The organism is Sutcliffiella sp. NPDC057660 (assembly GCF_042800035.1).
Lineage (GTDB): Bacteria > Bacillota > Bacilli > Bacillales > Bacillaceae_I > Sutcliffiella_A.
The window spans coordinates 73,145-95,883 of the sequence record NZ_JBHVHV010000002.1; the positions used below are offsets into that span (position 1 = coordinate 73,145).

The 22,739-nt window shown below is 41.3% G+C and carries 24 protein-coding genes; 4 read left to right on the forward strand and 20 right to left on the reverse strand.

What is annotated here, in order from left to right:
- Positions 1–33: 33 nt before the first annotated feature.
- The 8 genes from ACFVAD_RS02020 to ACFVAD_RS02055 form a co-directional block, all read right to left on the reverse strand.
- A complete protein-coding gene (locus ACFVAD_RS02020; RefSeq protein WP_386635574.1) occupies positions 34–549 on the reverse strand; it encodes a DinB family protein in 516 nt (171 codons plus the stop codon).
- A gap of 239 nt (positions 550–788) precedes the next feature.
- Complete coding sequence (locus ACFVAD_RS02025) at positions 789–1,304, reverse strand: TlpA disulfide reductase family protein (protein WP_386635576.1); 516 nt, start codon at positions 1,302–1,304, stop codon at positions 789–791.
- On the reverse strand, positions 1,305–1,706 hold the full coding sequence (locus ACFVAD_RS02030) for a VOC family protein (RefSeq protein ID WP_386635578.1): 402 nt from the start codon (positions 1,704–1,706) through the stop codon (positions 1,305–1,307). It lies immediately after the preceding gene.
- A 15-nt stretch (positions 1,707–1,721) separates the two neighbouring features.
- Positions 1,722–2,084, reverse strand: coding sequence for a VOC family protein (locus ACFVAD_RS02035; protein ID WP_386635580.1), 363 nt, complete (start codon positions 2,082–2,084; stop codon positions 1,722–1,724).
- Positions 2,085–2,095: 11 nt separating this feature from the next.
- A complete protein-coding gene (locus ACFVAD_RS02040) occupies positions 2,096–3,079 on the reverse strand; it encodes a phosphotransferase (protein WP_386635582.1) in 984 nt (327 codons plus the stop codon).
- A gap of 27 nt (positions 3,080–3,106) precedes the next feature.
- Positions 3,107–3,709: a DJ-1/PfpI family protein gene (locus ACFVAD_RS02045; RefSeq protein ID WP_386635584.1), complete on the reverse strand. Its 603-nt coding sequence runs from the start codon at positions 3,707–3,709 to the stop codon at positions 3,107–3,109.
- A 3-nt stretch (positions 3,710–3,712) separates the two neighbouring features.
- Positions 3,713–4,459 carry a class I SAM-dependent methyltransferase gene (locus tag ACFVAD_RS02050; RefSeq protein ID WP_386635586.1) on the reverse strand — a complete coding sequence of 249 codons (747 nt, stop codon included), beginning with the start codon at positions 4,457–4,459 and terminating at the stop codon, positions 3,713–3,715.
- 445 nt (positions 4,460–4,904) lie between these two features.
- On the reverse strand, positions 4,905–5,339 hold the full coding sequence (locus ACFVAD_RS02055; protein ID WP_386635588.1) for an SRPBCC domain-containing protein: 435 nt from the start codon (positions 5,337–5,339) through the stop codon (positions 4,905–4,907).
- A 222-nt stretch (positions 5,340–5,561) separates the two neighbouring features.
- Here ACFVAD_RS02055 and ACFVAD_RS02060 point away from each other — a divergent pair, with 222 nt between their 5' ends.
- Together ACFVAD_RS02060 and hpt are read left to right on the forward strand one after the other, a co-directional pair.
- Positions 5,562–5,780: a hypothetical protein gene (locus ACFVAD_RS02060; protein ID WP_386635590.1), complete on the forward strand. Its 219-nt coding sequence runs from the start codon at positions 5,562–5,564 to the stop codon at positions 5,778–5,780.
- A 172-nt stretch (positions 5,781–5,952) separates the two neighbouring features.
- Positions 5,953–6,480 carry a hypoxanthine phosphoribosyltransferase gene (gene hpt, locus ACFVAD_RS02065; RefSeq protein WP_386635592.1) on the forward strand — a complete coding sequence of 176 codons (528 nt, stop codon included), beginning with the start codon at positions 5,953–5,955 and terminating at the stop codon, positions 6,478–6,480.
- Between the two features lie 53 nt (positions 6,481–6,533).
- Here the strand turns inward: hpt and ACFVAD_RS02070 are convergent, their stop codons facing one another.
- The 8 genes from ACFVAD_RS02070 to ACFVAD_RS02105 form a co-directional block, all read right to left on the reverse strand.
- Positions 6,534–7,472, reverse strand: coding sequence for a hypothetical protein (locus ACFVAD_RS02070; RefSeq protein ID WP_386635594.1), 939 nt, complete (start codon positions 7,470–7,472; stop codon positions 6,534–6,536).
- Between the two features lie 56 nt (positions 7,473–7,528).
- Positions 7,529–8,218, reverse strand: a complete 690-nt coding sequence (locus tag ACFVAD_RS02075) for an ABC transporter ATP-binding protein (protein ID WP_386635596.1) — start codon at positions 8,216–8,218, stop codon at positions 7,529–7,531.
- Between the two features lie 24 nt (positions 8,219–8,242).
- Positions 8,243–10,828: an ABC transporter permease gene (locus tag ACFVAD_RS02080; protein ID WP_386635598.1), complete on the reverse strand. Its 2,586-nt coding sequence runs from the start codon at positions 10,826–10,828 to the stop codon at positions 8,243–8,245.
- Between the two features lie 62 nt (positions 10,829–10,890).
- Positions 10,891–11,205, reverse strand: coding sequence for a hypothetical protein (locus ACFVAD_RS02085; RefSeq protein WP_386635599.1), 315 nt, complete (start codon positions 11,203–11,205; stop codon positions 10,891–10,893).
- 123 nt (positions 11,206–11,328) lie between these two features.
- The gene (locus tag ACFVAD_RS02090) at positions 11,329–11,766 is read right to left on the reverse strand and encodes a BrxA/BrxB family bacilliredoxin (protein ID WP_386635601.1); all 438 of its coding nucleotides are present in this window, start codon (positions 11,764–11,766) and stop codon (positions 11,329–11,331) included.
- Between the two features lie 169 nt (positions 11,767–11,935).
- Positions 11,936–12,952, reverse strand: coding sequence for a methylmalonyl Co-A mutase-associated GTPase MeaB (gene meaB, locus ACFVAD_RS02095; RefSeq protein ID WP_386635603.1), 1,017 nt, complete (start codon positions 12,950–12,952; stop codon positions 11,936–11,938).
- The gene (gene scpA / locus ACFVAD_RS02100) at positions 12,945–15,125 is read right to left on the reverse strand and encodes a methylmalonyl-CoA mutase (protein WP_386635605.1); all 2,181 of its coding nucleotides are present in this window, start codon (positions 15,123–15,125) and stop codon (positions 12,945–12,947) included. Before scpA ends, meaB begins: the two co-directional genes overlap by 8 nt.
- Complete coding sequence (locus ACFVAD_RS02105; RefSeq protein WP_386635607.1) at positions 15,115–16,974, reverse strand: methylmalonyl-CoA mutase family protein; 1,860 nt, start codon at positions 16,972–16,974, stop codon at positions 15,115–15,117. Before ACFVAD_RS02105 ends, scpA begins: the two co-directional genes overlap by 11 nt.
- A gap of 183 nt (positions 16,975–17,157) precedes the next feature.
- On the opposite strand from ACFVAD_RS02105, the gene ACFVAD_RS02110 reads away from it, so the two are divergent.
- Complete coding sequence (locus tag ACFVAD_RS02110; protein WP_386635609.1) at positions 17,158–17,940, forward strand: SDR family oxidoreductase; 783 nt, start codon at positions 17,158–17,160, stop codon at positions 17,938–17,940.
- 451 nt (positions 17,941–18,391) lie between these two features.
- Here ACFVAD_RS02110 and ACFVAD_RS02115 read toward each other — a convergent pair whose 3' ends face one another.
- The 3 genes from ACFVAD_RS02115 to ACFVAD_RS02125 all read right to left on the reverse strand — a co-directional run bounded on the left by ACFVAD_RS02115 (position 18,392) and on the right by ACFVAD_RS02125 (position 21,665).
- Positions 18,392–18,979: a nucleotidyltransferase family protein gene (locus tag ACFVAD_RS02115; protein WP_386635611.1), complete on the reverse strand. Its 588-nt coding sequence runs from the start codon at positions 18,977–18,979 to the stop codon at positions 18,392–18,394.
- 158 nt (positions 18,980–19,137) lie between these two features.
- Entirely contained in the window at positions 19,138–20,007 is an 870-nt protein-coding gene (locus ACFVAD_RS02120) for a GNAT family N-acetyltransferase (protein ID WP_386635612.1), read from the reverse strand.
- Between the two features lie 437 nt (positions 20,008–20,444).
- Positions 20,445–21,665 (reverse strand): MFS transporter, encoded by a 1,221-nt coding sequence (locus ACFVAD_RS02125; protein WP_386635614.1) that lies wholly within the window; start codon positions 21,663–21,665, stop codon positions 20,445–20,447.
- Positions 21,666–22,000: 335 nt separating this feature from the next.
- Between ACFVAD_RS02125 and ACFVAD_RS02130 the strand changes: the two genes are divergently transcribed.
- Positions 22,001–22,150, forward strand: a complete 150-nt coding sequence (locus tag ACFVAD_RS02130; RefSeq protein WP_386635616.1) for a hypothetical protein — start codon at positions 22,001–22,003, stop codon at positions 22,148–22,150.
- 33 nt (positions 22,151–22,183) lie between these two features.
- On the opposite strand, the gene ACFVAD_RS02135 is transcribed toward ACFVAD_RS02130, so the two are convergent.
- Positions 22,184–22,711, reverse strand: a complete 528-nt coding sequence (locus ACFVAD_RS02135) for a hypothetical protein (RefSeq protein WP_386635618.1) — start codon at positions 22,709–22,711, stop codon at positions 22,184–22,186.
- Between the last annotated feature and the right edge of the window lie 28 nt (positions 22,712–22,739).

Below are 22,739 nucleotides of genomic sequence, written 5' to 3' on the forward strand. Positions count from 1 at the left end.
CAAGTTAATGGATATTTATGTGTTCCGATTTTATTATTGAATATACTTTTCCTTTATTATATTCACATGGTGAATCCCATGACCAGCAATGATATATGCTATTGCCCGGGCTGTTATAGGAAGTTCATTTGCTGTACCACTTCTAAGCCACGCGTGTTCCGGTATTCCACCTAATAGACTTAAGGTTGATTTTCTGACAGTTTGAAGCTCTTCCACTAATTCAGAGAGCGGTCTTTCAGTAAAATTCCCCTCAAATGCATAATCCTCTTCGCTGAATCCAGCAAGTGGCGCCTTGTCTCCCCTGGCAATCCGAAGCAGTCTATAGCTCATTATCCGTTCCGTATCCATAACATGGCCAACGACTTCCTTAACCGTCCACTTTCCACTTGCATATGCAATGTCACCCTGCTCTTCCGTCAGACCAGACAAAAGGTTTACTGTATCTGTTAACTGACTTTCAAGAATCCCCAACAGATCTCCTTCGGATACCAACTTTAAATAGCTATCGTAATAGGAGGGGTATTCATTTTTCTCAGGACGTTTCAGCATGTTCTTCACTCCATTCTCTTATTCTTTTTTGACTCTATTATCACTTCAATTAAAAATAGAATCCCTATAATCGGTAATATAAATAAAAGCAAAGATTCTAGCCAAACATATTCAAGAAAAAAGCGATTAATGAGTTTTACGATAATTACTATAAAAAATAAGTTGGTTAACACTTTTTGAAACTTCGTTTGCTTACTTGCATCTTCAAAAAATATTTCCTTTATGCCCATTGGTCACCTTCATTCAAATAATCTTTCTTTTGCTACAACAAGTTTGTCATAGTCCAACTCTCCTGTATGCTTTCCAACTATCACACCTTCCTCATCAATGAAAAAGGTTGCCGGCATGTCCAATACTTCGTAATAACGAAATAATCCTTCCGTATCGAAGAGGATGGGAAAAGAGAAACCTCCTGTAGTCACATGTTTTTCCACAACGCTTTTATTTACTTCATTGCTTGTGATGTTCACAGCTAACACATCTACCTCATCTTTGTAATCCTCATAAAATCTTTGGATTTCCGGCATTTCTTTTTTGCATGGAGGACACCATGTAGTCCAGAAGTTTATGATTACGGGTTTTCCTAGGGAATCTGATAAACTGACTTTGTTTCCTCCCATGGACTCCAGCTTAAAATCAACAGCTTTTTCTCCCTTTGCACTAGCTGGTTTTATTTCCCCCTCTTTGGAAAACTGCTGGTAGACTGCAGTACCGATTAATAGTGTCAGTATGATAAATGCGAATACTTTTCTCATTTATACACCTTCCTTGAGACCAAGAACCGAATAAACCCTTTCCCTCTCAACTTCTTTATCCATGTATTCAAACAATCCAATACGGTTACCCCAAGGATCAGAAAAAGTTGCCCACTTTACAGGCACTTCTTCTCTGGAATGAATATCGAATTCCTCAACATGAAGTCTATGTATCAATCGGGTTCTTTCTGCCTCTAAGTCAGTGACCCCTAAACGCAATGGCCCACTTCCTTCCGATGGAATTCCCTCAGCAACCTGTAGCCAGCATCCTGGTATCAGTTCCCATTCGGAGAAGCCTTCATGAGGTGTGAAATCTGGTTGCTTATTCAGTAATATCTCATACCACAATTGCCCATCCTTCATATCTTGTACACGAACCTGGTATGTCATTTCAAAAATCAAGTTATCTTCCTCCCTCTAGTTCATATTGGAAAATTCCACTATCTCAATCCTATTACCAGATGGATCTTCCAACACAAAGAAGCGTCCAGGTGGACATGGCTGCGGTTCATTAAACAGGATGGTGGCTCCTTTTTCTTTTAAACTGGCAAAATCATGCTCAATATCATGTGATAGAATGCCAAGTAAAACGGATGAATGAGCATCTTTTCTATTAGATTCCGCTTTTTCAAGGACAATGGGAAGACCTTCATGCAACAGACTGACAATGTTTTCGCCATAGTATTTGGAAACCTTGAAGTCCAACACTTCTGTATAAAATCTAACGGCGTCCTGCATATTTCCAACTTTTATTGTAATCACACAAACCTTGTTCAGCATAATCCTTCCTCCTACAAGTTATTTAACAAATTCTCTAACTCTAGTAAGTTATCACCCAACCACACCATCTCAGCAGCAAATCGGACTGGCGGCCCTTTGAACTCATCCATGTCCGCTTCGATCCACCAGGTGCTTTCCATGTACCATAGTAAGGAAAGGGCTTTATATAGATACCCTCCATCAACTTTTCGCTCTTCCTTATAACCCTCCATAAATGCAGTGGCGGCTGATACATTCAAATCACTTTCACTCAAACAGCCAGATATAACCGCTCTTGCTACATCGAGCTGTGGGTAGTCGTATTTAAGCCGGTCGAAGTCAAGGATGGCAGAGACCTTGTCTTGCTGAAATAGAATATTATCCATGAAAAGGTCACGATGAGCCCATCCTGTATCATGCAAAGTGAAGTCTTCCAGCTTAATTGTTTGAGTAACCTGCATTTGCTTTTCGATGATTGAAATGATGAAATGTTTCCTTTTGCCTTCTGCATTTTTTAAGACCGATTGCCAGTAGTTTATTCTGTGTTCTAAACTTGGAGCTATGAACTCAGGCTTCTTTTTCTTGGGAATGCCGGCATCATTTAATACTTGATGCATCCTTCCAGCCGCTTTTCCAAGGTGGTACATCTGTGATTCGGTGGCAGTACCAGGTTGCAAAATGCTCCCATTACAGAATTCCATGATCATGAACCTTTCCCCTTTACATGACTCCAGCATATATTGTCCGTCAATCGGGGAAAGCTTCGGACACGGGACATTGTGGCGGAATAGTCTTTCCTGTTGTGTATAGGCAAAGTGCAGTTCCTCGTTACTATACTTCCTGAATCTTTCCTTGTTGAATTGCTTGATCAAGTAATTTCCCTGCTCCGTCCTGACTCTCCACTTCAAATTTAGCCAGCCGCGATAGATCGGAACACAGTCCAATATTTCCATTCCGTAAACCCGGAGACAGGTTTCGCTTATATCTTCCAGTATCTCTTCTTTTGTATTTATCAATTTGTAAACCGCCAATCATCTATCCTTCTATTGAACCTGTTCCATAAAAACATTTCCTTTGCCTCTATAAAAATCTTCTTTTTCACAAGAGATCTCTTTAACCATTTTATTTAGTGCAATTCCGAACTCTACGTACGCATGACCTTGGGCAGTAAGGACATTGCCTTTTGAAACTACTGGTCGATAGGAAAATAGCTCCTCGTCAAAACAATCAAGGAAGAGTCTTTGTTCCTTGGAAAGTGTTATTGTATACGGAGTATCTTTCAGCAGCCCTGCCCTCGCCAACACGAATACACCACTGCAGATGGCTGCAGTTATTTTATTGAATGCACCAAACTTACCCACCAGTTCAAATAGGGCATCAGCTTTAGCAATAGGCCCAAGATCCCCGCCAGGAATAATCAGCAGGTCAAACTCCATTGGGTCCACTTCATCAACAGACATATCTGGCATCGTCATCAATCCTGCTTCAGACCTGCATGGATTTTTTTCAACGGAAAAGGTGTATAACTCATGCGAATTCCTTAGCATCGATATCGCAGGTGCAATTTCAAATTCACAATATCCTTCAAAAATAAATAAGAGTCCCTTTTTTCTAATTTTCTCATTTGCTCCTGTCATATTTTCCATGTTCTAGGGCTTCCTGCATTTAATAATAAGAGTAGTAGGAACCATAGTAGCCTTCTCATAGGAATACCAACGGTTAGAATGCCTCTCCCTATCCTTTTGAGTCAGTCTGACATCCTCTACAATTCGTTCGATATGGAAACCTTGATCAATTAACGTATTAATATATGTACTTACTTTGACCTGCTGCATCATGGCAGGGATTATCCATGCCTCATGATCGTAAGAGCCCTCTTCATGGTAGGACTGGTCCATGATCAATGCTCTTTCTTTCAATCTGACTCTGCTATATAGTGGATGTTCCCAGCTGAAAATGAAACTACCGCCTGATTTTAAGTAACGGTACACATTTTCCACTGTTTTGGATAAATCCGTTGTCCAACCAATCGCAAAAATGGAATACACGATATCAAAATACCCTTCAGGCAATCCGGGGTTCTCCTCCATCGGGGATTCAAAGAGCGTTACTTTTGAGTGACTGTCGTCCAAAAGCTTTCTCGCCGCATCAATCTGATTCGTGGATAAGTCCAATCCCCATAGCTCCTTCGCCTTTCGTTCGCTCATATATTTTAACGAATGCCCACTGCCACAGCCGATGTCCAATACATTCAAACCTTTAACTTCGCCGAATAGATTCAATTCATCTTCCAAAGGCGCCAACGGACCATACTCCGGGAGGGGATTCCTTCCATAGAAGTTCTCCGCAGCCTCCTCCCAGCTTCTTTTATTTACCGCAATCATATCTGTATCCATTCGCCGAACCTCCAATACCTTTATAAGAACATATATTCTCTATTTGTGATGTATTCCCTGCAAAAATTTGTATTTTTCTCAAAAAAATATCAGAGCAAAATTACTCTGATTATATCTATTAAAGCGCTTAATAAAATTTTGAAGAGCGCCATATCTTCCACATTCATTACATAAAAAATCAATCTCAACGGAACAATAAATCTGTTTAAGGAAAAGGCTCTTTTTGTAGAGTCTTGTTGTTTTTGATATACACGATTTAATTAAATATAACAAATGGACGTGGTATTGGAGTTTCATTACTATCTGGTTAACCTATTACATTTCTCGTATCTATCATAGATGGTTTTTCAAGGACCGTTCTTTTAAAAGAAAGATTTTCTATAACCTATTCAAAACACCTAGAGGATAATCGCCGCATGGATATCCTCTTTGTTCATCCTTCAGGTCAATCCTTTACTAAAGCTCCTCTCAACGTGTTATTCCCAGATTCCAGATAACCTTTTAAACAGGTTAGCATATAAACCCATCCTTCTTTATTATCAACTATGTTCCTTATCAGGTTGTCATCATTGTCATTAAATCCTTCCTCGACAACTTCCACAACGGTCTCATTATCCAATGCATGAAGCGAAATCGTAACAAGATGTCCTTCCTCATTTGTACCCCACCGAAAAACAATTTTCTTGTTTTCCTTGATTTCAATTATATTAATATCACCTTGTGCATCGTATTCCTCATATCTTAATGTGACAGTTTTACCTTGTTCCCATCTTTCAGAACTTGAAGAAAACCAGTAGTTTCCAATCTCTGAAGGGTCAACGAAGGCTTCAAATACTACATTGACTGGTCTGAATATCTTCATTTTTGTAACGTTTTTCATAATAAATTTCTCCCTTTCCATTTTAAAATACTGGAATCAGTTTATTAATCTCCTACCTCTATTCCAATTGGCCACAGTTGTTATTTATTCCTGCTTAGTTCGATGATTGCCGTCACATTTTTCCGACTTATCATAAGGTCTATCCTGCAAAAGAGAATCATAGATTAGAGAAAGGTTCCTCTTTTGGACCATCAGAAACCATAGGAAATAGGGGAGAAGCACATGTTTGTTGTCTTTTTTTACGAAGAAAAAAATCAACTGTTAAATCAATTGCGCAAAAATGTTCCATCGATAGGCGACGATTTAGTCATTAAAGGGCGTAAAGCGAAAGTGTCCAATGTGACCCATGTGGATGAAAAGAATGTCCACGTTCATGTCATTTTGGAAAAAGTAAACAAGAAACAGCTTGTCCTTGATAATTCAAAAAAGAAGAAAAGATAGACTCCTTTCTTCTATACAAAGAACGCATCTGTATGAAAATTCATAAACGGATGCGTTTTTTTATTTCCATTAATCCACGTCATATTTCCTGTTTTTCGAAGAAAGTATGCATTGTAGCATAATTAATGTTTTAATAATGATGGGATACAATACATATCAGGATGGTGATCGCATGACATATGAAATAGATAGCATTTTAATAACGGAAGATCAATTAAAGCAAAAAGTGAAACAGATTGGCGCACAGATGCAACAGGATTTCCAGGATGAACCCTTTGTCCTCATCATTGTGTTAAAAGGTGCTTATGTATTTGCAGCAGACCTGATCCGAGAGCTCGAAGGATCGGTCACCATTGATTTTGTGGCTGCTTCGAGCTATGGAGACCAAACGGAAACTACAGGAAAAGTGCGACTCTTAAAGGATATTGATGTTAACATAACCGGTAAACATGTCGTCCTTGTCGAGGACATCATCGATTCCGGCTTGACGCTAAGCTTTTTAATGGAGCACTTCCAGCTGCACAAACCGAAGTCCATGAAAATTTGTACCTTGCTGGATAAGCCTGAACGTCGAAAGGTAGATTTAATAGCTGATTATGTAGGATTTGTCATTCCTGATACATTCATTGTCGGTTACGGCATCGACTATGCGGAAAAGTATCGAAACCTGCCATACATAGCAACTGTAAAAGAAGCATAAGGCCGACATTGTCTGCCTTATGCTTTCTCTTTGAAATCCAAAGCTGAATTATTTTACATACTCTCTACAAACTCTTTTCTTTCGGATAATACACGATCCAATTCCCGATTTTTCTGACCGGCCTGCACTCTTAAATCGGTAAGGATGCGACCGATATCTGACTGCTGTCTCTTCGTATTTTCCAAAGATATAGTGATTTTGTCCTGCACCAGCATGTCCATGATGATTCCATCAAAGAAATAATCGGAGAATTTCAGCAGTCCTGATACCTCCAGTTCCATCGTCGCGGTCTGATTCAAGTTTAGGAGTTCCTTTTGAAACTTCCTCATCAAGTATTGCGCCTCATGGACGTGCCCGCTCGAATCATCCATATGGCCATGCTTTAATGCGGTCGAAAGCAGTCCTCCACCTATCATATCAACAGTACCCCAGCCTTTTGCCTTTTCCAGTGAGTCAACGGCACGTTTGAGTGCATCATTCACCTGATTACCGGCATGGATCGCCTCGTTCAGTTCTTTTTGCAATGCATTTACATCGGCTTCTTTTTCATACGATTCATAAAGAAATGTGGAAGTTCGGGCATTACTTTCTTTCAAGTATTGCTCCTTTGTGGCAATAAGCTTTTCATAATCCTTTTCCACATTAACAGCCTGGTTCAATTTATCTTCAAGGTCGCTGATGAGATCCATTACTTCCATTTTAGCAAGTCGTGCTTCTTCGAGCCTAAGCTGAACCGCTGCCACTTCTTTCTTCTCTTCCTCCAGCCTTTCGTCCGCTGTTCCTCGCAAAGTCAGGAAGAACTTGGTCACGCTGAAGCCTTCCAGACGCTCTACATCCTTGTGCTCCATATCCAATGTGTTTTCTAGATTCAACACATCCTTCTCCAGGTCGGCAAGCTCTATCCTATAATGTTTAAGCTGATTGTCCCACTTCTCCTTTTTCCTTATCTCGGCTTTCAATAGGATCAGACCCTCGTTTATGTCTTTAAGCATTTGCAATTCCCCCTATCCATCTAAAAGAAAGACGCTTATACAAGCGCCATTAAGGTTTACTTTGTTAAATAGTCATTCATTCTGTGTTCTACTATCTCTCCATCCAAGAAATGGACCACTTCTTCGGCCCGGTTTGCAATATCCCTATCATGCGTGATTAATAGAATGGTAATGCCATCTTTTTGATGGATGTCCTCTAACAATGAAATGATATTTTCCCCATTTTCGGAATCCAGATTTCCTGTTGGCTCATCTGCAAGTATTATTCTTGGCTTTGTGACAAGTGCCCTTGCTATCGCGACACGCTGTTGCTCTCCACCCGACAAGCGGGAGGGCAGGTGATGCATCCGTTGGCCGAGACCAACCCGGATCAATGCCTCCTCCGCTTTCTCCCGGATGATTTTAGTGGAGAAAAAGCGCAATAATGGCATCATCACATTTTCCAATGCTGTTGATGAGGATAATAGTTGAAATTGCTGAAAAATATACCCTATCTTTTCTAATCGCAGTTTAGCAAGCTGATATTCTTTAAGTTGGTGGACAGGCTGGTCATCCACCCAAATTTCTCCGCTGTTAATCGTTTCAAGGCCACCTATGGAATGCAAAAGAGTTGATTTCCCTGAACCTGAAGGCCCAATAACCGATATAAAACTCCCTGTTTGGATAGTCAGCGAAACATTTCTCAACACATGCAACTGTTCATTTCCAACTTGATAATACTTTGAAACATTACATAACTTTATCATTCGAACAACCCCTCTATATAATCGCTAAGCTGCATGTTGATCTCTCACGGTCGACTTCATTTTTATAAGGCGAGAGATGATAATGGTGAAAGCAAGCAGCAAACAGATCGACACGCCGAAAGCGAGCATATAAGTCCATAACGGAAGTGTGATACTCGTGAATAGCTTAAGTACTAAGGAAGCACCCAATACTCCAACCAAGGATCCGGTAAAGGCAATGACTATTACTTCCAAACTGAGAAACCATTGAATCTGCCTTAGGGACCAGCCGATGGAACGCATGATCAGGAACTCTTTCTTCCTTTCTACTATATTCAGAAAAAGAAGGAAGAAAATGCTCGTAATTGTCAGTGTCATTCCACCAATTAGAAAGATTCTTTGATACGATTTTATATTTAGATCAATCGTTTCTCCCAGGACACTTAAAAATAGAAAATCGGACATACTCTGCTGTGTCGCTACGAAAATCAGACCGATAAACAAAGTCATTGCCAATGTGCCTACTAACAAACCGAATCGCAATGGTCTTCTTACCACTTGGTGCAGGACATAGGTCCCCAACCCTTGGATCGGGATGAGTCTACTTGAGCCCCATTGATTGGTTTCTCCACTTAACCCCGCTCTTGGGGATTTCCCGAGTGATTTTCCAGCTCCAGAAATATATCCTATTCCAATCACTGCATGGAAAATAATCCAAATAATGAATAAGTGAAACGCCTCAAGAACGCCAATGAATCCATTTACAATAATTATAGTAAGTATTGCTAATGAACTTATTGTCAGTACCTCAGCACATAATCCCAGTACAATTTTTACCCGGGACCAGCCGATGGCTCGAAGCGTGGCAAATTCCATCGACCTTTTCAGTAAACTATGCGTGATGACAGTATAGGAAAAGACAAAGCTTATGATCAATAAGTAGAAAAAGAGCCATTTATTCGTTTCATCCATCTGTTTTTCAATGCTCCAGCTGACTCCTTGCTGCTGCCAGGCTTCCTCCACCACTCCCACTTCACCCTGTGCTGTGCCCTCTAGCTGTACATGTACTTTTCCACCGGCTGAGCCGAGCATAATTTCCACATGATGTCCTGTTTTTTCCATGATAGCTGCAGCTACCTGCTCAATCTTCCTTTGGCTTTCCCCTGAGCGTTCCGCCACTCCATCCACCACCACTCTGATGGAAGACACCGGAGGATTTCCTCCATAAAACCATTTTGCGGCATCCAGGGAAGTTAATAGATCTGGAGCCCCTGGATAATAAGCGCTCTTCAAAGGAATTGGGATGAGAGGAGTTGGTTCTATTTCTCTCCCTGCGCCATCTTTGATGATCATGCTATGATGAGGAGTATAGATGTCCACCGGATCTCCTTGTTTCCAGGCACCTTCAATTACCGGTCTGATTTTGTTTGCATCATAATATCCCACAATCTTCGGTGTAATCTGCTTATCTTCTTCTTGTTCATAGCGATGGCGGTAGCTCGGGAACTCAATGGGAAATTCCGCAAACTCGGGGGCATCAAACCTCTTGGCTCTTACAAAAGGGATGGATTTTTCCTGAAAGCTTATCTCTTCATATAACAATGGGCTGTATTTATATAAAGTAGAATAAGTGGAATATTGCATAAGTTGCTCATCATAACTGTTGCCATCCAAAAACAATTCAGCCTTTTTGTTTTTCCATTCAGGTGAAAATGTAGGAAGGGTAAGACTGCCAAGCTGCTGTTTAGGTAGGCTTTTCAGATAATTTTCCGCACCATCTGCCAATTCCTCCTCTGATACTAGATCAGGCACTTGAATTTTGTTCACAGTAATCGATTCTGTCACTTCGTATTCCTGATTTTTTAGTGCGATAAAGGGAATGTGGGGCATAAAAGATTGATTCTCAATTGGTGTATGGAGACCAGATAATCCTCCCTCTACACTTGTGGAAAAGGAGAAAAGCTTTTCCTCTGCGTCGGGATCTACCGCCACCACCATCAACTCATTAGGATACCTAAGCATGGTGCCCGGCGGAACCTGTACTTTGAAGCCTTCTGGAATACGCTTCTCCTCGTTGTAACGATTGTAAACCAGTGATTCCTCCAATTCAGGGGAGTAGTAACTGGTCACATAGCTGTTTTCAAATAATATGTATTCATTCAAGCCATCAAATGCTTTTTTTAGTTCATGTACTTCATAAAGTTCGCCAGGTTGTGCATTTTTGGCTTGAACATTGAGGGAATCCCCTTGATAAAAACCAATCAGGGATAATGGGGCTGCCACTTTTACTCCTGGAATATCACGAATAGCGGATACATCCTCCAACGTTATTCCACCATAGCTGGCCAGATTAGATTGAGGCGGAACCCACCCCTCATCCAGGACACGCTTTTCTTTCACGGCTTCAGGGAGTACTAAAATATCATACTGATAACGCCATTTCTCTTCCAGATTGTTTCTGGCTTCAATGGTGATACGATCTGATACTGCAAGCGATCCAATATATCCAAAACCAATAATATTTAGTGTGACAAGTATGATAAGAAAAATAGCCCACCTTTGTTTAAAAGATGACTTCAGATAATTGAATATGATATTCCCCCCATTTCTACAGCTTGTATAATTAAACAATAAAAGATAATCTTTTCCATTTCAAGCATTTTCAGTAAATTCACATTTTACTTGATTTTACTTTACCCTATAAAAAACGACATCCCAAAATACACAAGCACACACAAAATGGACCCGACCATAACCGGCCCGACCCTTAATGTCATTTTTTCATGTTTCGGCTGATAGCTGCCTGCCAGTGAGTCAAATACAGCAACCTGTGAATTTTTCGAGAATACATCCCCTGTTGAACCAAGAATGAATGCAAGAAGTACAAATGAGACCGATCCAAAAAACATTGTGCTTAATAGATTAAAGTCAAAGAAAAACGAAATGCCTAACAGGATTCCCAACTCAACAGCCAGGACTATTAACACACCAATAAGATACTTTTTCACTTTCTCATCCCCCTAACCTTTTCATCATAATAGGTATACGATGGGAATTGCAGGAAGTTTCAGATAATTTGATAAAAAAAATAAACCGCAGCTATTCTTGCAGCTGCGGTTCAGTCGGTTGACTTACAATTCTTCACAATGCTCGTCGAAGTATCCTTGAAGCTTGGAAATGACGGACATTGGTGCATGCCCTTCGATTTCGTGTCTTTCTACCATCGTGATGATCTTTCCATCTTTTAATAGAGCAAAAGATGGTGAGGATGGCGGATAGCCTTCGAAGTATTCACGTGCTTTTTCAGTTGCCTCTTTGTCTTGTCCGGCAAATACCGTTACAAGGTTTGTCGGGCGATTATCGTAATGGACAGCATGTGTCGCTGCTGGTCTTGCGATACCACCTGCACAACCACAGACGGAGTTGACCATCACAAGTGTTGTACCCTTGCGAGCAAATGCCTCTTCCACATCTTCTACTGTTCTTAATTGTTCGTAGCCAGCTGCATCCATCTCTTCTCTTGCCTGACGGACTACATCATTCATAAATAAATTGAAATCCATGTTCATGTTGTATCACCTCTTATTTTACTAATCCTATCATACCAATTTTTTTCGAATAAATAAAATAAAATGCAAGTTTAATCTTAGGATGAACGGGTATTATAAAAGTAACATCTAGATATCCATACCCCAATACTCCCTAGATGAAGGAAAGTGATGACCCGCTTTCCTTTTTTTATTGCCCTTTTTTATAGATCTCCATCAACTGATTGACCGCAGCAGACACCGATATCTTGTCCTCTCGGATCTTTTTCTCCATCACTGGAAGCTGCTTCTTCACTTCATCATTCTGGAAAAACATCATCTCAAGCTGGCTTTTAACCGAGGTATAAAGCCATGTCTTCTTCTGCTCGTTCCTTCTTTTATCAAATTCTCTTGATGCTTTTGTTGTTTCCAGAAAATCATTGATGGTCTCCCACGTCTGGTCTATCCCGATATCATGGAGCGCCGAACAGGTGAAAGCCTTTGTCTCCCAGCTCTCTGTTGCAGGCTGAAGAAAATGCAGGATCTGTTTGTACTCTTCTGCCGTCTTCCTGGCTTTGGTTGCATTCTCGCCATCAGCTTTATTGACCACAATCGCATCGACAAGTTCCATGATGCCTTTCTTCATTCCTTGAAGTTCGTCTCCTGCACCTGTCAAAACAAGCAAAAGGAAAAAATCGACCATGTCCCTGACAAGCGCTTCACTCTGTCCCACCCCAACGGTTTCCACAAGGATGACATCATAACCTGCCGCTTCACAGAGGAGAATGCTCTCCCGCGTTTTACGATGCACCCCTCCAAGTGTCCCACTTGATGGGGAAGGACGAATGAAGGCCTGCGGGTGTCTTGCAAGCTGCTCCATTCTTGTTTTGTCCCCGAGAATGCTGCCGCCAGTGCGCGAGCTGCTCGGATCTACCGCGAGAACAGCCACCTTTTTTCCAAGGCTGCACAAGTACAGTCCAAAAGCTTCAATGAAGGTACTTTTCCCGGCACCTGGCACACCGCTGATCCCAATCCGGACAGACTTGCCTGTATCAGGCATAAGCTGCCCAAGAATGTCTTGGCTTTTGCTGAAATGGCGTGCTGCATTGCTTTCCACGAGGGTAATCGCCTGGGCAAGGTCAGAACGGATACCGGCTTTCACTCCAGTGACGATTTCCTCGGTGCTTCGTTCCTGTTTGCGGAGCACCTTTTTCTTTTCTTTAGTCATTGGAGGCTTCCACATCCTCGTAGCCAAGGCGGTCGTAAATTTCCTCAAGGACTTTTTCCGCTGCGCGAGGAATCACTGTTCCCGGTCCAAAAATAGCGGAAGCGCCTTTACTGTAGAGGAATTCATAATCCTGAAACGGGATGACCCCGCCAATGACCACAATAATGTCTTCACGATTCAATTTTTTTAATTCGTCCACAAGCTGTGGCAATAATGTTTTATGTCCGGCAGCAAGCGAGCTGAATCCGATCACATGCACATCATTTTCCACGGCCTGTATTGCCGTTTCCTCCGGTGTCTGGAAAAGCGGCCCGATATCGACGTCAAAGCCTAAATCGGCAAATGCAGTTGCAATTACTTTCGCTCCTCTGTCATGGCCGTCCTGCCCCATCTTCGCAATCATGATCCTTGGTCTTCTTCCCTCTAATTCGTAAAATTCCTCAATTTTATCCTTCACGATTTTCATCTCATCCTCATTGGAAAATTCGCTGCTGTAAACACCGCTGATCGAACGGATGACCGCACGATGACGGTTTGCCACCTTTTCGATCGCATCCGAGATCTCTCCAAGACTTGCTCGCACTCTTGCTGCATTTACGGCCAGCTCCAACAGGTTCCCTTCCCCGGTCTGCGCTGCAAGGGTCAAAGCCTCCAAAGCTTCTTGAACTTTTGCATCATCACGATTTTCCCGCAGGTTCTGCAATCGTTCTAACTGCTTTTTGCGGACCTCTTCATTGTTGATATCGAGCACTTCTATTTCTCTATCCTCTTTATCCAAGCGGAACTTGTTCACGCCGATGATCGCTTCTTTGCCGGAATCGATTTTTGCTTGGCGGCGTGCCGATGCTTCCTCGATTCTCATTTTCGGAAGGCCGGTTTCAATTGCCTTGGCCATTCCGCCCAGCTCCTCGATTTCCTCGATATGCTTCCAGGCGCGCTCAATCAATTCATTCGTCAGAGACTCCACATAATAGGAACCTGCCCATGGATCGATGACCTTTGTGATGTCTGTTTCCTCCTGCAGGTACAATTGTGTATTGCGGGCTATTCGTGCCGAAAAGTCCGTCGGTAGGGCAATCGCTTCGTCCAATGCATTGGTATGCAAGGATTGTGTATGCCCGTTCGCTGCTGCAAGTGCCTCGATGCATGTACGTGTCACGTTATTAAATGGATCCTGCTCCGTCAGGCTCCAGCCGGATGTCTGGGAGTGTGTCCGAAGTGCCATCGACTTTTCATTTTTCGGACCAAATTCCTTCATCATTTTTGCCCAGATGAAGCGCGCAGCACGCATCTTGGCCACTTCCATGAAGAAGTTCATCCCGATTGCCCAGAAGAATGAGAGCCTTGGTGCAAATGCATCAATATCAATGCCTGCCTCAAGACCTGTACGTACATACTCGAGACCATCTGCAAGCGTATAGGCCAGCTCGATATCCGCCGGCGCCCCCGCCTCCTGCATATGATAACCTGAAATACTGATACTATTAAACTTCGGCATATGCTTGGATGTGTAGGCAAAAATATCCCCGATGATCCGCATCGACATTTCCGGTGGATAGATATATGTGTTACGCACCATGTATTCTTTTAAAATATCATTCTGGATCGTACCGGAAAGTTTCTCCTGGCTGACACCCTGTTCCTCTGCTGTCACGATGTAAAAAGCCATTATCGGAAGAACCGCGCCGTTCATGGTCATCGAAACCGACATCTTATCAAGCGGAATTTCATCAAAAAGGATCTTCATATCCAGAATGGAATCGATGGCCACTCCCGCCTTTCCAACATCCCCGACCACCCTCGGATGATCCGAGTCATAGCCGCGATGGGTGGCAAGGTCAAACGCAACGGAAAGTCCCTTTTGCCCCATTTCCAGATTGCGTCGGTAAAAAGCATTGCTCTCTTCCGCTGTGGAAAATCCAGCATACTGGCGAATCGTCCACGGACGGTTCACATACATCGTCGGATAAGGTCCCCGCAGGTAAGGCGCGATACCAGGTAAAGTGCCAAGGTGATCGGCTTCTTTTGTATCTTCCGCCGTATAATGTGCCTTCAGCTTGATCTTTTCATTCGTTTCATAAAATAGATCTTCAATCATGTCTTTGTGCAGAGTTTCAGTTTCCGCTGCACCGATTGTCTTGTTTAACGGTCTGTTAGTAAAATCAGGCTTCATTTGACGTCAACCCCATTTCTTGGTGAATCGCAGTCAGCTGCTCATAGCAGTTGGATTTCATATGGATAAAGTCGGTTACACCTAAATTTTTCAGATTGGCTTGACGCTCGGCATCCGGTAATCCTGCAAGGAGAATTTTGACTGGATGTTTTTGGAGAAGGCTTAAAACATGATCCAGCATGTTTCCATACGTGTCATCACTGCCACATATACATACATAATCCGTTGAGGGTCTGTTCTTAAGCCAAGCTCCCAATTCTTGAAGGCTGGAAAAACTCGGACTTGAAATGGTGGACAACCCACCAACATGGAAAAAGCCTGCCGCAAAATCCGTTCTTGGTTTATGGGACGCAAGACTGCCAAGATTGATCATGGTGATACTCGGTTTCGTACCGGTTTTTTTCGCATATTCTTTTGCTTGGTAACGCAAGGTTTCAAATGGCTGTGAAAGCGTCATTTGTGTAATCCGCTCCACTTGAATCACTGCACTTTCTGTTCGTGCGGCAAAGTGCTTCTGCTCTCTATTGGAAAGCTCCTCGGCTAAGTTGGCATACATATTCGTTCCAACCAGTACTTTTTTTCTGCTCTCCACATCTTTCAAACGCTTATCACGGACCTGTTTTACTTTTTCTTGAAGGAAGCCTGCTTGTAATGCATCTACAATTCCACCAAGCCCTTCAATCTCCTGGAATAACTTCCATGCTTCTTCCGCCAGCTGATGGGTAAGCTTTTCCACATAATAAGAACCTGCAGCAGGGTCCACCACTTTTGAGAGAAAGCTTTCTTCTTTTAATATATAGTGCGTGTTCCTTGCTATTCTTCTTGAGAAAACATCTGAACCTTGCTGATAGCTGTCAATATTGATACTCTCCGCTCCCCCGATCGCAGCAGAAAAAGCTTCGGTCGTCGTGCGAAGCATATTGACATACGGATCCAGATTTGACTTGGTGAATACCGAAGTGGTCGCATGTAAGGTCATTTTCTGTGCTTCTTCTTCTCCACCAAATGCTTCAACGATGTTTGCCCATAATAACCTTGCTGCGCGCAGCTTGGAAACCTCCATAAAGAAGTCGCTGCCGACCGGGAAACTGAAGGCCATTTCTGATGCCGCTTCCTGAACTGTTGCGCCTCTCTCCATCAGCGCATTCAAATAAGTGACGGCAGTTGCTATCGATGCTGCGAGTTCCTCGACAGAACTTGCGCCGCCATTATGGTAAGGTGCAGCTTGTATCCAAATCGTCTTTACGCTTGTTCCACTTTGTTTTTTCCACTCCAAGTTGGCTTTCATTTCATCGAAGAGCTGTTCCAAAGGCTCGTTAAGACTACCGGATGTGGCCAATTCTCCTATTGGATCTGTTCCAATGATCCCGTGCAAATTTGTCTTTTCGATACTACTATCTTTTAATAGATTCAAAAATGCAGTTGCACTTGAACCGGTGTAAACTTGTAGCGGGACCTGCTCGACATGCACATCTTTCAATAATGCTTCCAGCTCTTCAAGTCTTGTTATCTCCAATGCCTTTGGGTTTAAAGCTGGTTTTACAAAGAAGTGAATCGCTTGCAATCCTTTTTGCAACTCTTGGAGAAGCTGATTGTTGATTTCCTCCAATGATGTGCCAGGGTACAGCTGTTGACTTACTGTCCAGTCGGCACTCCCATTTTTATCTACAGGACTGATTCCCTCCAGATCCACTTCTGTATAAATCGGCTTTCTTGTTATTCCTTCATATGTAAGGCTATTCAGTTTTGGAACAGGCTTTCCCTTTAATGCTTTTTCAGCCTGGGCTGCCCAGTCCTCCAACGTCACTTCCGGGAAACTATTATTCTTCATTTCATCTAACTGACTCATTTTTCATCCCCTCGTTCCCTATGCTGCGTAACCGCTTACATGTCTATCTAGTCAAAATAGTTCTTATATTTATTTTAATATAGTTATAGAGGTTCGGCAAACTATTCAGCGACCAAATGAAAGGAGTGTTTTTTTCTGAAAATGGGTAAATGATTGAAATAACGTGATATGGAGGTTGAAAATATGGAAGGGAACAATGAGAAGGTTGCAATTATCACCGGAGCTTCTTCAGGAATGGGCAGGGCGAGTGCAATCAGCCTTGCGAAAAGCGGAGTCAGGGTGGCACTCTTTGACTTAAAAGAAGAAGGTGCAAATGAAGTCAAACAGGAAATCGAACAACTCGATGGAAAAGCTTTGGTGGTGACAGTGGATGTGTCCGATCCGACTGAAATGGAAAAAGCTTTCGAGCAAGTGCTCTCCAGCTGGGGTCGGCTTGATATCATATTCGCCAATGCCGGCATCAATGGGAAAATAGCTCCAATTGAAGATTTGAGTGCCGAGGATTGGGATAATACACTGAACACAAATTTGAAGAGTACCTTCTTAACCGTAAAATTCGCCATCCCCCATATGAAAGACCATGGCGGGAGCATCATCATCACAAGCTCAATCAATGGCTCGAGGACTTTCCGCGGCTTCGGTATGTCCGCGTACAGCTCCTCCAAGGCCGGACAGGTAGCATTCGGAAAAATGGCTGCCCTTGAACTGGCAAAATATCATATCCGGGTCAACGTCATATGCCCTGGTGCAATCGAAACCAACATCGACAAAAACACTTTTCCGGATGAGGAAAAACTTGAAAAAATAGAAATCCCAATCGAATATCCGGAGGGTTCCCACCCATTGGAAAATAAACCGGGAACACCTGAACAGGTTGCTGATCTTGTATCGTTTTTGGCGTCGGATGCGTCCAGTCATATTACTGGTAGCCAGATCTTTATTGATGGGGCGGAATCTTTGTTGTAGTTTACTGTCCAGATTATCATCCTAGAAATATGGTTGTCCAAATGGGGTATAAAAAAGCATGCTGGAAAACGAGTCATTTCTCCCGCATGTTTTTTTCTATTCGCTTTTTGTCTTCAATTACACCACAATTTAAATTTGCAAAACCGCTATATTAATCAATCACTATTCATTAGTATTCAATAGAGCGTAATTCTCAGAAAACTCCAGAATTGCTTTCGATTAATAGAGAATGAAAAAATTTATATAATCTCATATCCTATTTTAAGGACATATTTACAGCTTCAATAGCATTACTTACAGAAGGTGAACATCTAATTTCCTTTTTCACTACAAAATCTGATCCTAAAATATTGAAAACAAGCGCTATCCTTGTTCCAGAATTGCGCCTTTATATTAGCTGGCATAATTGAATATCAGTTGATATCAACACTTTTACAATTGAATAGAAATTCTAGATGGACGAATTCCAGGAAACCACCAAAAGTTTTGGCCATTTTTCTTGCCATTTATTCGCCTTATTTTCAAAGATCTCTTTAGTTATCATCAGTTTGTTTGGTCTAACTACCATTGAAAATAAATCATCCAAATCATAAGGAGCATAGATTTTATGGGAACCATCTTGTTCTAACCTTAAACCTAAAGCAGTTGCGGTGGTTGGCCAACTGTCAATCGCTGATTCAAGAGAGTTGTATGGCTTTATAGAAAAGCCAAACTTATCCTCATACCAAAGATGAACTCTTGCTTGATTTTTCACATCTATCTTAAATTGAAAATCTCCAAGTAATCTTAACAAAATATCTTTAAACTTCTTCTCACTTTCAAGTGTTATATCTTCAGGATCATAATAAACAATATCAACGTCCGAAATTCCATATTCAAGAGGATATCCAGAAATATCATTCCAAACCGTGTTCGTAATACATCCTGCACCAACATAATATTTGAAAGGTAGATTCAAATCTTTAAGTATTTGAAGAACTCTAATTAATGGTTCACTCTTTGTTATAGTCGCTACTAATAAATCCTCATATATTTTCATATTTCGCCCTCTTGCTTTAAGTAAACTTATTCAATTAACACGACCTTATTACTTAATACCAATTATTTCAAAACAAATAAACAAACTCAATCATTTTTTTATATTTAAAAGGACACTTACCTTATAACAGATAAGCGCCCGATAGCCGAAGAACAAAATCATCCAAAAATTTGTGCAGCTATGCCATATAATGTTTTATTCCGTGGTGGTAGTAGCTTTGAGTTCTTAATCATAATAGGGGGTTGACTTACTTTGATGAAGTTACATTTTTCTAGATGCGACATAAATGCATCATTGCCTGATGGAATATCTATTCTTAATTTACCTTGATGATTTCTAGCTAATCTATCAATTAATGCAGACGCTGAATGATGATCTGGTGCTACAATTGGGCCAAGTATAAGATTGATAGGTCCTAGAATGGACAAACCATACCCAATGATTTTCCCATCTGGATTTTTGACAACTAGAGACTCTTTAGCTTGGTTTATCCTATTGCTAATGAAATTTCTTCTTTCTACACCAAATGCATCCTTATCTAACTTTACAACTTGAGGTAAATCTTCCTCTCGCATCGGAAGAATCTCTACTTCCAACATGTCATCTAATATTGTGGGAATATAATTGTCACAAAGATACTTATATACACAATCTGTATATTTAAATCCCATACTCTCATACATCGGAATTCCTTCTTCTGTCGCTATTAGCATAATCGCTGCATCCTTAGAAACAGAATTTAAACATGCTTGTGTTAATTTCTTTCCAAGTCCTTGCCCTCTGTAATCTTGATGAACAATGACCATACCAATAGATGCAAGGTTTGAGCCATATGGAATTACTGCTGCACTAGATACAATTGTCCCTTCGTCATTTTTGTACCCGTAAACTTTGCCAGATGACATGATAGTTTGAATTTCATCTTTATCATAGTCCCATCCTACGGAAGTAGATAATTCAATTAATCCAGGTATATCCCTTTCCTTAAGTGTTTCTATATTTGATTTACTATTATAGGATATAATCATTTAGAAATACTCCCTAGTTTTAGCACCCAACTATTATCCTCGACCGTAAATATTTGTGGTTGCAATAAGTCAATAACGGCATCTTCTAACAAATTTTCTCTTGTTGCTTCGGTTTTTATTGGTATGTTAGCATAAGCTGAAGTTGTTATAATAAAAGTACATGAAATTAAAAGAGCTAAAATTCTTTTCAATTAATCACCTTTATCTTTCTTCATTAGTTTCGCACATAATAAAGACTTTATTCTTGTTTAGCTAACCCGCCCAATTCTTAAGTAAAGAGCCACTCAACATTCTGCAATCGCTCCCTGTTTGCTGGAGATCCCATTACTAACAATTATTGAGAAATTGCATCTTCTTCCCAGTAATTCGCACGAAAATCAATAGTAAAGGTTTAATCTAAAGCATCCCCAGGTAGAAGCCAGGTTTTCTGGCTCCCTCTATACCTTCACGACCTCTCGATTGCTCCATTTAAAACTTCCCCTACAAAAAACTACCACATAAACGGAAGCGATCACCAGTATCCCAGCCAAAGTAGAAAAACACAATAGTATCTGGCCAATCGATACTAGCCCGGTGAACAGACCCAGTAACACAATTCGTAACAAAAGCCCAACTGCTCTCAACAAACCATCGACCCTACCGATGATCTCGTTGGGAATGCGGTCCATCATGAATGCATTTCGAGCAACCCTTGAACCACTATTTCCGATGGCGATAAATAACATCATGAATAGATAGCCTGGAATGGCCAAGTACACCATGAAAGCCATAGCCATCGTAAAAAGGATCATTGCTGCTGCAACCAGCTTTTCATCCTCGAACTTTTGGCCAGCAATTGGAACAAATACCCCGGCTAAGACGGCGCCTAATCCATACACCATCCCCTGGATCCCGTAGATATTCCCTTCTACCTTCAACACATCTGCCAAGTAGACCGGGAATAGATAGTTTGTAAGCATCACCGCTATAAAAGGCAGGGAAGATGCCAACAGAAACAGGAACATACCTGGCTGCTTCTTCATAAAACCAAAAGCCGCAGTTACGCTCACCTTAGTCTCCTTAGAAGCTCCCTCTTTCTTCTTCCTCACATACGGTATTTTTACGAAAAAGTAAATGGCAAGTGCGTACGTACACACATCCAATAGCAAAATGTAATGAAGGTCCCACCTTAATAAGAGAATACTGGCGAAAGCACCAGCAAGCATGCTAGACAGCTGCCCTTGAACCTCCATCGTGCCATTCAGGACCTTAAATTGACTTTGATGAAACAGCTCCTGATTTAAAGCAAACATCGTCGGATAAAAAATCGTGTAATAAAGGCTGCCAATCATATAAATTATGATATAATGCCACAACTCATACTCCATCCCCATAAACCCGATGCCAGTAAAGATTAGTAAAGCAAGCAGGCTGACCACCTTACTACTAACAATCATTCTCTTCCTTGAAATCCTATCAATTAAATACCCTAGGTACGGAGTAAGAATAAAATTGATGATGGTCATGCAAATTGCCACATAACCAAACACTTCATTCCCGTTCTCGCTCGTCACCAACAACCAAGGGATTGCGATCATGGTGATCCCACTCCCGATGGAAGATGCCACATTTGCCAAAATAATATAACGAAATCTTTTATCTTTATATAAACTGTTCATTGGTGTACTCCCTCTCCATATTTGATACCTTCATTATAAGTGGTATAGTGAAACGCCACATTCAGCAAAGGGTGGAAGTACCTATACTGCTTTATGACCAAGAAAAGTATGGATAGCTGCGACTAAAGGTGTATGAGTGACCCTTTTGAAAGTAACTGCAATCCCATAATTATTGTATTCGATAGAATACCTTGGCTTAGAGGGAGGGGGATTCTTGGAGTAAAATTTATGTCATGCTTTTATTCACTCTCATTTGCTGTCCAACACCACCTCTTTACGGGTGGAGATGACCAAAATATCTTTCTTTCATAAACAAGAAAGTAGTAGTTAAGTTTTTGATGATAATTACGGGCTATGAACATCCCTTACAACCGCCATCTAATGCCGAAAGTAACGCCTCACTTTTAGCCAGTAATGTTTCCTCTGTGGAAGAACTGCAAGCTGCCATTAACAAGGATAATAATACGACCATAAGCATGGGGTAGAATCTCTTTGCCACCACAAATCCCTCCAATTATTCATTCACCAGAAAAAATAGATATTAATTTATTATCTAAGTCATAAGTAAAGCTTATGGTTCTTTTAAACTCTTCTCCTTCTGCACCACCATACACATGATAACCAATCTCCATGCTTTCAGGTTGGGGATTGTAATAGACAAAATACATGGGGAGGGATGCCAAGTCAGTAGTAATATAGTATGGACCATCGAATGTATCTTCACTTCCTTCAACGATGACTTCATCTTCTTCAGAAACTTTAATATCAACCCCGTACTCCGTTTTTATCCTGTCTAGATCGCCTTCCTCTATAAGTTCTACTATATTTCTAGATTGATGGTCTAGATTCTGAATGTTACTGCTAAAATTCTTAATCTTATCTTTTAAAAGTTGGTTCTCATTTCTAACTTGTTCTATTTCCTTTCTAATTTCACTTGTTTCTAAATCCTCATTACCTTCTGCGTCTTCTTGTGGGCTGCCAGCTTCATTATTGGAGCACCCGAAAAGTAAGCCGACCAATAACAGCAATAATCCGATTCGTTTCATACTTATACTCCCTTTCCAAAAAAGTCCT

What these genes read in the sequence shown, in the direction of transcription:
- ACFVAD_RS02020 (WP_386635574.1), bottom strand. Translation starts at nt 549, where the DNA reads ATGCTGAAACGTCCTGAGAAAAATGAATACCCCTCCTATTACGATAGC.
- ACFVAD_RS02025 (WP_386635576.1), bottom strand. Translation starts at nt 1,304, where the DNA reads ATGAGAAAAGTATTCGCATTTATCATACTGACACTATTAATCGGTACT.
- ACFVAD_RS02035 (WP_386635580.1), bottom strand. Translation starts at nt 2,084, where the DNA reads ATGCTGAACAAGGTTTGTGTGATTACAATAAAAGTTGGAAATATGCAG.
- ACFVAD_RS02045 (WP_386635584.1), bottom strand. Translation starts at nt 3,709, where the DNA reads ATGGAAAATATGACAGGAGCAAATGAGAAAATTAGAAAAAAGGGACTC.
- ACFVAD_RS02050 (WP_386635586.1), bottom strand. Translation starts at nt 4,459, where the DNA reads ATGGATACAGATATGATTGCGGTAAATAAAAGAAGCTGGGAGGAGGCT.
- ACFVAD_RS02055 (WP_386635588.1), bottom strand. Translation starts at nt 5,339, where the DNA reads ATGAAAAACGTTACAAAAATGAAGATATTCAGACCAGTCAATGTAGTA.
- ACFVAD_RS02060 (WP_386635590.1), top strand. Translation starts at nt 5,562, where the DNA reads ATGTTTGTTGTCTTTTTTTACGAAGAAAAAAATCAACTGTTAAATCAA.
- hpt (WP_386635592.1), top strand. Translation starts at nt 5,953, where the DNA reads ATGACATATGAAATAGATAGCATTTTAATAACGGAAGATCAATTAAAG.
- ACFVAD_RS02070 (WP_386635594.1), bottom strand. Translation starts at nt 7,472, where the DNA reads ATGCTTAAAGACATAAACGAGGGTCTGATCCTATTGAAAGCCGAGATA.
- ACFVAD_RS02075 (WP_386635596.1), bottom strand. Translation starts at nt 8,218, where the DNA reads ATGATAAAGTTATGTAATGTTTCAAAGTATTATCAAGTTGGAAATGAA.
- ACFVAD_RS02090 (WP_386635601.1), bottom strand. Translation starts at nt 11,766, where the DNA reads ATGAACATGGATTTCAATTTATTTATGAATGATGTAGTCCGTCAGGCA.
- meaB (WP_386635603.1), bottom strand. Translation starts at nt 12,952, where the DNA reads ATGACTAAAGAAAAGAAAAAGGTGCTCCGCAAACAGGAACGAAGCACC.
- scpA (WP_386635605.1), bottom strand. Translation starts at nt 15,125, where the DNA reads ATGAAGCCTGATTTTACTAACAGACCGTTAAACAAGACAATCGGTGCA.
- ACFVAD_RS02105 (WP_386635607.1), bottom strand. Translation starts at nt 16,974, where the DNA reads ATGAGTCAGTTAGATGAAATGAAGAATAATAGTTTCCCGGAAGTGACG.
- ACFVAD_RS02110 (WP_386635609.1), top strand. Translation starts at nt 17,158, where the DNA reads ATGGAAGGGAACAATGAGAAGGTTGCAATTATCACCGGAGCTTCTTCA.
- ACFVAD_RS02115 (WP_386635611.1), bottom strand. Translation starts at nt 18,979, where the DNA reads ATGAAAATATATGAGGATTTATTAGTAGCGACTATAACAAAGAGTGAA.
- ACFVAD_RS02120 (WP_386635612.1), bottom strand. Translation starts at nt 20,007, where the DNA reads ATGATTATATCCTATAATAGTAAATCAAATATAGAAACACTTAAGGAA.
- ACFVAD_RS02125 (WP_386635614.1), bottom strand. Translation starts at nt 21,665, where the DNA reads ATGAACAGTTTATATAAAGATAAAAGATTTCGTTATATTATTTTGGCA.
- ACFVAD_RS02135 (WP_386635618.1), bottom strand. Translation starts at nt 22,711, where the DNA reads ATGAAACGAATCGGATTATTGCTGTTATTGGTCGGCTTACTTTTCGGG.